The sequence below is a fragment of the Pantoea sp. R102 genome, assembly GCF_004916815.1.
GTDB lineage: Bacteria > Pseudomonadota > Gammaproteobacteria > Enterobacterales > Enterobacteriaceae > Pantoea > Pantoea dispersa.
In genome coordinates this window covers 1-8300 of sequence record NZ_SDFT01000244.1, presented here as the reverse complement: position 1 = coordinate 8300, position 8300 = coordinate 1, and the positions used below count along the sequence as shown (strand labels likewise).

The following is an 8300-nucleotide window of genomic DNA, read 5'->3' as shown; positions in this document are numbered from 1 at the left end:
CTCATCGCCGCCGAGCCGGGCAAAGATATCGGCATGGCGAAAACTCACCTTCATGGCATCGGCAAAGTCCATCAGCGCGCGGTCGCCCTCGCGGTGGCCATGCCGGTCACCAGGTTTGAGCAGCCGGGCCCGGAAGTCACCAGCGCTACGCCGGCGTGGCCGGTCAGGCGGCCCATTGCCGCGGCCATAAACGCCGCGTTAGCCTCATGACGCACCGGAATCAGCTGAATGGAAGAATCCACCAGCGAATCAAACACCTTGTCGATTTTGGCACCGGGAATGCCAAAAATATGGTTTACGCCCTGCGCTTCCAGCTGAGCGACAACCAGGTCTGCACCACTGTTCCACAGCGTCTGGGTTTTAAGCTGTTTCATGATCACCTCTGCGATTAACTTTCGACGGAACGGATCGCGGCATCCAGATCCTGCGGATTGAGATCGGCCTGTAAAAACTCTCGATCCTGCGGCAGGTCGACCACCAGCTTGCTGATGGCACCAAACGTCAGCGTGCCCTGCTCCAGCACATAGTCGAGGATATGCCCGCCGCCCTGACGATCGTCGGTGATGAAGTGCTCGTGATAGCCGGCGACGTTAATACCCTGCATATATTGCGGCGTGCGGAATCCAATCAGCTCACCGTCGCGCTGGCGAAAATCAAAGGTGGGCTGATTGCCCAGCACTTCCGGCATAGAGCGATACGGACGGCACTGGCAGGGCACGGTGCGCGTCTGTACCGAGGCAAAGCGGCCGCTCAGGCGCAGCGCGCAGAAATGGTTATCGGAGGTGATGATGCGATCAATCACCTGATGGACGTCATCGCGCGTAGCGGTATGCGCAAAGCGGTGCTGATGTTCCGGTTTGAAGAAGGTCATCACGGCGAACGGGGTTTGTTGTTCAGGCCGGGCCGGGCTGGCGCTGCCATCGGCGCGCAGCTGATAAACCTGCCGGTCAAATGCCACCAGTTCTCCATCCAGCTGATTGAACGTGCCGAGGCCAAAATCGCCCTTCTGTAACAGCTGCGCGACGGTGGTTGAACCGTCATAGACGCCATTGAGCAGCGCACTCATCAGGGAGGTCTGATAGATAACCTTTTCTGGTGATTGCTGTCCCAGTTGAGTGACGGATGCCATTAGCTGATCTTCGCATGAACAATCAGATACAAAGTTACACATTTGCTGCCTCACAATCAGATAGTTAAGCCGTGTTAATATCATGGTGGGCTACATGGCTCACAGAATCCAATAGTGAAAACTGCCAACTTCGAGACGTTTTTGATATGGAACTTCGCCACCTGCGTTATTTCGTTGCCGTTGCTGAAACGCAGCACTTTACCCGCGCCGCCGAGTTGCTGGGCATGTCGCAGCCGCCGCTCAGCCAGCAAATCCAGCGGCTGGAGCACGAGATCGGCACGCCGCTGCTGAAGCGCCTGACGCGCGGCGTGGAACTGACCGATGCGGGCCGCGCGTTTCTGCCCGATGCGATAGCGATTGTGCAGCTGGCCGATATGGCGCTGGAAAAGGCGCGCGGCGTGGCGCGGGGCATGAGCGGCCAGATGTCACTGGGTTTTGCCAGCTCGGTGGCGTTTGGCGCGCCGGTGTTTGATCTGATTCGCGCCTTCAAAACGCGCTACCCGGCGATGGAGCTCATCACCCGGGAAGAGAACATGGCGCTGCTGATGCAGGACTTAGGGGAAGGTTTGCTGGATGCGGCGTTCATTCGTCTGCCGTGTGAGAGCAGTAAGGCGTTTAACCTGAAAGTGATCGCCACGGAGGAGATGAAAGTGGCGCTGCCAGCCAGCCATGCGCTGAGCCAGCAGCAAAGTGTTGCGCTAACGCAGCTGGCCGAAGAATCACTGATTATTTTCCCGCGCGAGGTGGCGCCCAGCCTGTACGAATTAATCGTCAGTGCCTGTCTGCGCGCCGGCTTTGCCGCAAGTCGCTTTCAGCAGGCACCGCAGATTACCTCCTCGCTCGGCATGGTGGGCGCAGGCTGCGGGATTGCGCTGGTGCCGGCTTCGCTGTGCTGCGTCAACAATCCACAGCTGGTATTTCGTGACATTGAAAACAATACGCTGTTCACCGACATTGCCTTTGCCTGGCGGCGTAATCATCCGGCCAAAACGGTGTTACACCTGCTGAGTTTGATTAACGGGGAATAATTTGAGGGGGAAATCTGATGTCTGTGGTGACAGAGCGGACTGAACAATACGCTTATATAACATTAGCCAGGATAATAAATATACCGGCAGGTGCGTTTTTTATCAGGATAATAATACGCAGTGATACTATTATTTTGCTCATCAATCACTAAAAGCAAGTATTATTACCCGACTCATCTCTGCCAGAAATTAATAATTCCTTCATTCTCAGTGATTAATGTCTGCACGTTCTACTTAATTAGAGTTAGCAGTGAGGACGCGTAACCTGTTATCAATCAGACTGATAAAAATATTACGATAAATTATCAGAATCGTCGCTGCTTAAAAATTTCGTTAAAGAAAATAAAAATGACAGATGCCGGTGTTAAGCCTACCATGAGAAAGACCATTATAATATTTACGCTTATTAACCACGCCAGCGGCAGGGTGTTGCAGGCCGCACACTGTACTTTTTGCTGTTAAATTTCGCACCGGAACCAGGCCGGCGCGGAGGAACTTATGCTGATGAACTTTAACGGTGACGACGATCGCCGTGCGCGGGCATTGAAGGCGCTGCGCAGTCGCGACGAAAGCCGTGACGACGTATTACAAAACTTTGTCCGGCTGACCAGTCAGGCACTGGGTATTCCAGGTAGCTTTGTCTCGGTTCTGGATGATGAACATCAGCATATCTGCGCCGCCCACAATTTTGCGCTGGAGCAGTCTTCCCGCGAGGACTCGCTGTGCCGCCACGCCGTGGACAGTGACGGCGCGGTAGTTATCTCCGACACCCTGCTGGATGCGCGTTTTGCCCGTCATCCGCTGATCATCGGTGCCCCTTTTATCCGCTTTTACGCCGGTGTGCCGCTCAGGCATCGTGACGGTTACGTGCTGGGCACGCTGTGCGTGACCGACGTTGCACCGCACCCGTTCAGCGCTGATCAGGTGAAGGTATTACAGCTGCTGGCCGATCTGGTGATGTCATTCCTCGAAGCGTGGCACTGCGCCGGCTTCACCGATCCGGTCACGGCACTGCCTAACCGCCAGCGCCTGATTCGCGACCTGCAGCGGCTGGCCTCCATCGGGGACCGGACGCCGCAGCGGCTGATCCTGATCGACTGCATTGACATGCCGCGCGCCTACGAGCTGGCGCGCTCCATGGGCATGGGGCCGGTGGAAAGCCTGCTGAAGCACGTCACCACGTTACTGCCTTTGCGCCTGCAGCCCGGTGCGGACGACATCATTTATACCGTCGCCACCGGGCGTTTTGCGATTCTCACCATGGATAACAGCCCGCTGACCGCCGCATCGGTGGCGGAAAACCTGGCAGGGATCAGCGCGGATTTGGACGCGGGCATCTCTGTCGCCCTCACCTGCTTTACCGGCGAGGTCATTTTCATTCCAGCAGAACTTCGCGCGCAGGAAGTGCTGCGCCGGGCGGTGAGTGCGCTGCATGAGGCGATCGGCAACCGGGTGCCCGCCATGAGCTTCAGCCTGGTGGCCGATCAGCGCCGCACTCAGGACTTTCTGCTGATGAACGATCTGGCTGCGGCACTGCAACAGGATCAGGGCCTGTGGCTGGCGTTCCAGCCGAAGATCTGCCTGAACAGTGGCCGGCCCATTGGACTGGAGGCACTGGTGCGCTGGCGGCATCCGCAGCGCGGCGAACTCGCTCCCGATCTGTTTATCCCGCTGGCGGAACAGACCGAGCTGCTCAGCGCCTTAACCAGCTGGGTGACCGACAAGGCGATCGCCAGGTTAAAACGCCTGCAGCACAGCCCCCTCCAGCTGCCAGTGACCATCAATATCAGCAGCCGCGACTTCTCTGATCCCGGCTTTGCCGATGCGCTGGAAACGAAGATGCTGCAGGCCCGCCTGCCGACCTCGCTGCTGGGCATTGAATGTCTGGAGACCGAGCAGATTATTAACAGTCCCGCCGCGCTACAGGGGCTGGAGATGCTCAAGCTGCGTGGGTTTGGCATCTCGCTGGATGACTTTGGCACCGGCTACAGCAATATCGGCTACCTGCGACGGATGCCGCTGGATGTGATCAAGCTTGATCGCGCGCTGATCAGCGAAATCGCCTCAGATACCGCGTCGCGGATTATTGCGCGCAGCATCATTACCATGCTGAAACAGCTGGATTACACCGTACTGGCTGAAGGCGTAGAGAATGTCGACACCGTTGCCGCGCTGGCGGAGTACGGCTGCGATCAGGCGCAGGGTTACTTCTATGCGCGCCCGCTGCCGGAAAGCGAGCTGGATGCGTGGCTGACGCGCCAGCTCGCGGCACAAAGCTGAGGTGTGGTTCAGTGTACGCCGGGGAGCGTCTGGAGCAGACTCAGTGGCAATACGATGAGTCTGTTAGCTTAAAGCAAAATGATACTTTAAAGGTGAAACAGAAATGCCCGGCTTAGTTTTAGAGAGTGCGCTTCACGGCCTCGTTATAAACCTCCGCGCGTTCTCTTTTACCAACCGAAATCACGAAAACCACCACCTTCTCGTCTATCACCTGATAGACAAGGCGATAACCTGAAGACCTGAGCTTTATTTTGTAGCAGTAAGGCATACCGCGAAGCTTGTTCGCTTCAATACGGGGTGCCTCAAGTACTTCAGCCAGCTTTTTTTAATTGTTCACGTACCGTCGAGCCCAGCTTTCGCCATTCCTTTAGTGCCCGCTCGTCAAAATCCAGAAAATAGGCCATCAAAGGTCATCCAGCGTCACACGAACTGGCTTAGGATTGCGAAGCCGCTCTTTCACTATTTCGACCAGCTCAGCATCTTCGTCGCTCAGCAGTGTCTGTTTGAACGGTAAACGTTCATTTTCGGCGATATACTCAAGCATGAGACGAAGCGCTTCAGAGGGAGTCACCCCCATTTTTTCAAGCGCAGCGTAAGAACGTGCTTTGAGTTCATCATCAATACGCAGGTTGATGCTGCCCATGTCCTACTCCTCCTGTACATACAAATGTCATTACAAGTATTTCACTCCCTCATGTATATATCAAGTCCTGCCCAGCGTTATACGCGCTCTGCAGGTAATGAGATTCACCGCCACACGACTTCTGCCTTAAACGTAGCCCATCAGTTTCAGCATTGACTGTGCCTGGTGCATCGCTTCGGCGCGATGGGTGACGCCCAGCTTCTGGTACAGATTACGGATATGGGTTTTGATGGTGGTTGCCGCGACGTCCAGCTCGCCGGCGATCTGATCGTTGCTGTAGCCGGAGTAGATCAACCCCAGCACCTGCCATTCTCGTTGCGTCAGCGGGCTGGTGCGAATCAGCTCCGGCACATCCGGGTGGTTCAGCAGCCGGCTGACGAAGCCCTCATCGAAATGGGCAAACTTATGCCGGTGATACTTGTTGATCTCACTGAGAATGCGCCGGGCCCGATGCTGATCGAGTTCGCTCAGCGTATTGAGCTGAATTAACTGGCGCAGCTGCTGCGCCATCATTTCGCCCTCAATCACGAAGTGGCTGACGAAGCCGGTGCTGCGTGCCAGCTTCAGCGCTTCGATCAGCGCCTGCTGCGCCTCCGCTTTGCGCGCGGTTTGCCAGTAGATTTGATTTAGCAGCAGCAGGTTACGGTTTAAATCACTCATCAGCCGCAGCGCGTGCGCATTTTCATTCAGCTCATCGAGGATCACTTCGGCCTGGTTGAGATTGCCCAGCAGGATCTGCGCCCGCGCCACATTGCGCCACTGGCCCTGCAAAAAATGATTGTTGGCAAAGGCGGGTTTATCGGTATGGCGCATCCAGTGGCTGGCGCTCTGTGCATCGCCCGTCATCTGCCAGTAGATCAGCCGCACTTTGTCGGCGTTGGCAATCCAGTCGCTGTGCAGCACGCCATTATTCATCAGGTTTTCCAGCCGGCTGAGATAGCTGCGCGCATTATCCAGATTGCCGCGTGCCAGCGAGCACTGAATCAATAGCCCAAGGCACTGGATTTGCTGCTGGGGCGGATAGCCTTTCAGGACTTTGATGCCCGCGCGCGCGGCGTGTTCGGCCTCATCCAGCCGGCCCCACGCCCACATCAGCTGCGCACGGATGCGCAGTAAAAACTCGTGCAGCGGGATGTTCGCCAGATGCTGTTCACTCACCAGCACAAACGCTTTTTCCTGAATCTCCCACGCTGACTGTAAAAATCCCTGCGCGAACAGGATTTCGCTCTGCTGAATCAAACTCCACAGCGCGTAGTGCCAGGCTTCATCGCGGCGCGCCATCTGTTCGGTTTGCCGCATCAGCGCCAGCGAGTTGGTCAGGTCGCCTTTGCAATGCATCACTTCGCCGTGCACTGAGGTGGCCACAATGCGGCTATAGCGACGCGTTTCCGGCAGCGTTTCCAGCGCCAGCCGTGCCAGCCGCTCTGCTTCGTCGGCGTTGCCGTGATTAATGGCCACCTGTGCGCGCACCGCATTGAATTCACCCTGCAGCGCAGCGTCAATTTCGCAGTCGCAGCCTTCCTCAAAGCGCGCCAGCAGCCGGTTAACTTCGGAAAATCGATGCTGGCTCTGCATCAGCCAGGCCTGCAGCAGTACCAGTTTCGGACTGGTCAGCAGCGTGCGCCACGGCAGCGCATTCAGCGACTGCTCCAGCAGCGCCAGTTCGCTGCGGTTGAACAGCGTCCACGCATGCTGCAGCAGCACGTCGCGCAGCATATCAGTATCGCCGGACGCCAGCGCGTGATGAATCGCCTCGCCGGGAAACCCCTGCGCCATCCAGCTTTGCGCAGCCGCGCGGTGAATGGCCGGTAGCTCGCTGGCCAGCTCCCATTCGCAGCGCTGACGCAAAAAGCTGCCGAACAGCGGGTGATAGCTGAACCACTGCCCTGAATCATCCATGCGCTGAATAAACAGTCCCTGACGTTCAATTTCTTCCAGCCGCATGCGCCCGTTGTCTTCACCGGTCACGCAGGCGACCAGCGCATCATTCATCGACTGCAATAACGCGCTCTTCAGCAAAAAATGGCGCGTGGCGGCATCGACGTTATCCAGCACTTCCTCGACCAGATAATCGGAAAGGTGGCTGGCATTAATACCGGAGAGCCGGCGAGCGGAGTCCTGCGCCGATGCCGCGCCCTGACGGGTGGACAGTGCGATCAGCTGTAACGCGGTCGCCCAGCCTGCTACATCATCACACAGACGGTTGCTCTCATCCGGCGCGAGCGGCGCACTCAGGCGGCAGTCGAAGAACTGTTTCGCCTCCTGATGGGTGAAGGCCAGCTGCTGGCTGCCCAGCTCCAGCAGTTGTTCACGCACGCGCAGATTAGCAATACCCAACTGCGGCAGATTGCGGGACAGCACCACCAGCGTCAGGTTATCCGGCTGATGGCGCAGGAAAAAGCGCATGGCTTCATGCACGGCGGGATTAGTGATGTGATGATAATCATCGATGATCAGCCACAGCGGCTGCTGCCACGCGGCCAGCTCATTGAACAGCTGGGCGAACAACGCATTAAGGTTCACGTACTGACGCTTTTGCGCCAGCGTCTCGCTGCGGCTGCATGCGCCGCGGGTAGCCTGCTGCAGCGCGGCGATCAGGTAATCGGCGAAGCGCTCCGGCTGATTGTCGCCCTCGTCTAATGAATACCAGCCCAGCTCGCTTTTATCAGCCGCCCACTGCGATACCAGCGTGGTTTTGCCGTAGCCCGCCGGGCTGGCAATCAGCACCAGCCGGTAATTCGCCGCTGCGCTGAGCTTTTGCAGCAGACGATCGCGGGTAACCGTGCTTTCAGGACGAACGGGACGACTCAGTTTTGAGGGTATCAACATGGGCGCACGCTTCTCCGTTAACGTTCAGCGCATCATTTTTTTACGCTTCGTAATTAATAGTCATACACGTTCGGAGATTCGGTTACTGAATGCAAGCGAACTGATTAGTTACGCTTTACAAAAGCGAGTGTTATCACACTCCTGCCGCGCTTTCAGATTTACCTCAGCCTCTCCACCCTCCCTGTCCTCCCCGCGGAATTTTTTGCAGGAGGAGGTAGCCGCCTGGCGGCAGCGTCACACTGCCTGTAACCCTATTTATTCGACTGGAGTTTCTCTATGGCACTGCCCACATTTGACCCTGACCGTTTTTCTGCCGCGCTGGTGCGCCAGTGGCAACGTTTTGGCCTGCCGGATGCGCAGGAAATGGTCCCCGACCAGTGGTGGCACGCGC

5 protein-coding genes and 3 pseudogenes are annotated in these 8300 nt (G+C 57.0%); 2 read left to right on the top strand and 6 right to left on the bottom strand.

All coding sequences use genetic code 11. The features are described from left to right. The 3 genes and pseudogenes from ERD80_RS20860 to budA all read right to left on the bottom strand — a co-directional run. Positions 1-99, bottom strand: a pseudogene (locus ERD80_RS20860) (diguanylate cyclase); the annotation flags it as partial. Then, positions 90-374, bottom strand: a pseudogene (locus ERD80_RS20855) (thiamine pyrophosphate-binding protein); the annotation flags it as partial. The pseudogenes ERD80_RS20860 and ERD80_RS20855, both read right to left, overlap by 10 nt. Before the next feature lie 14 nt (positions 375-388). After that, a complete protein-coding gene (gene budA, locus ERD80_RS20850; RefSeq protein WP_136548392.1) occupies positions 389-1171 on the bottom strand; it encodes an acetolactate decarboxylase in 783 nt (260 codons plus the stop codon). Positions 1172-1275: 104 nt separating this feature from the next. Here budA and ERD80_RS20845 point away from each other — a divergent pair, with 104 nt between their 5' ends. Beyond that, the gene (locus tag ERD80_RS20845; RefSeq protein ID WP_136548390.1) at positions 1276-2157 is read left to right on the top strand and encodes a LysR family transcriptional regulator; all 882 of its coding nucleotides are present in this window, start codon (positions 1276-1278) and stop codon (positions 2155-2157) included. Between the two features lie 498 nt (positions 2158-2655). Continuing rightward, positions 2656-4437, top strand: a complete 1782-nt coding sequence (locus ERD80_RS20840; protein ID WP_136548388.1) for a sensor domain-containing phosphodiesterase — start codon at positions 2656-2658, stop codon at positions 4435-4437. 118 nt (positions 4438-4555) lie between these two features. Here the strand turns inward: ERD80_RS20840 and ERD80_RS20835 are convergent. The 3 genes and pseudogenes from ERD80_RS20835 to malT form a co-directional block, all read right to left on the bottom strand. Then, a pseudogene (locus ERD80_RS20835) lies at positions 4556-4841 on the bottom strand (type II toxin-antitoxin system RelE/ParE family toxin). After that, on the bottom strand, positions 4841-5080 hold the full coding sequence (gene relB / locus ERD80_RS20830) for a type II toxin-antitoxin system antitoxin RelB (protein WP_058759167.1): 240 nt from the start codon (positions 5078-5080) through the stop codon (positions 4841-4843). Before relB ends, ERD80_RS20835 begins: the two are co-directional and overlap by 1 nt. 126 nt (positions 5081-5206) lie before the next feature. After that, on the bottom strand, positions 5207-7909 hold the full coding sequence (gene malT / locus ERD80_RS20825; protein WP_136548386.1) for an HTH-type transcriptional regulator MalT: 2703 nt from the start codon (positions 7907-7909) through the stop codon (positions 5207-5209). Positions 7910-8300 lie beyond the last annotated feature (391 nt).

What these genes read in the sequence shown, in the direction of transcription:
- malT (WP_136548386.1), bottom strand. Translation starts at nt 7,909, where the DNA reads ATGTTGATACCCTCAAAACTGAGTCGTCCCGTTCGTCCTGAAAGCACG.
- ERD80_RS20840 (WP_136548388.1), top strand. Translation starts at nt 2,656, where the DNA reads ATGCTGATGAACTTTAACGGTGACGACGATCGCCGTGCGCGGGCATTG.
- ERD80_RS20845 (WP_136548390.1), top strand. Translation starts at nt 1,276, where the DNA reads ATGGAACTTCGCCACCTGCGTTATTTCGTTGCCGTTGCTGAAACGCAG.
- budA (WP_136548392.1), bottom strand. Translation starts at nt 1,171, where the DNA reads ATGTGTAACTTTGTATCTGATTGTTCATGCGAAGATCAGCTAATGGCA.
- relB (WP_058759167.1), bottom strand. Translation starts at nt 5,080, where the DNA reads ATGGGCAGCATCAACCTGCGTATTGATGATGAACTCAAAGCACGTTCT.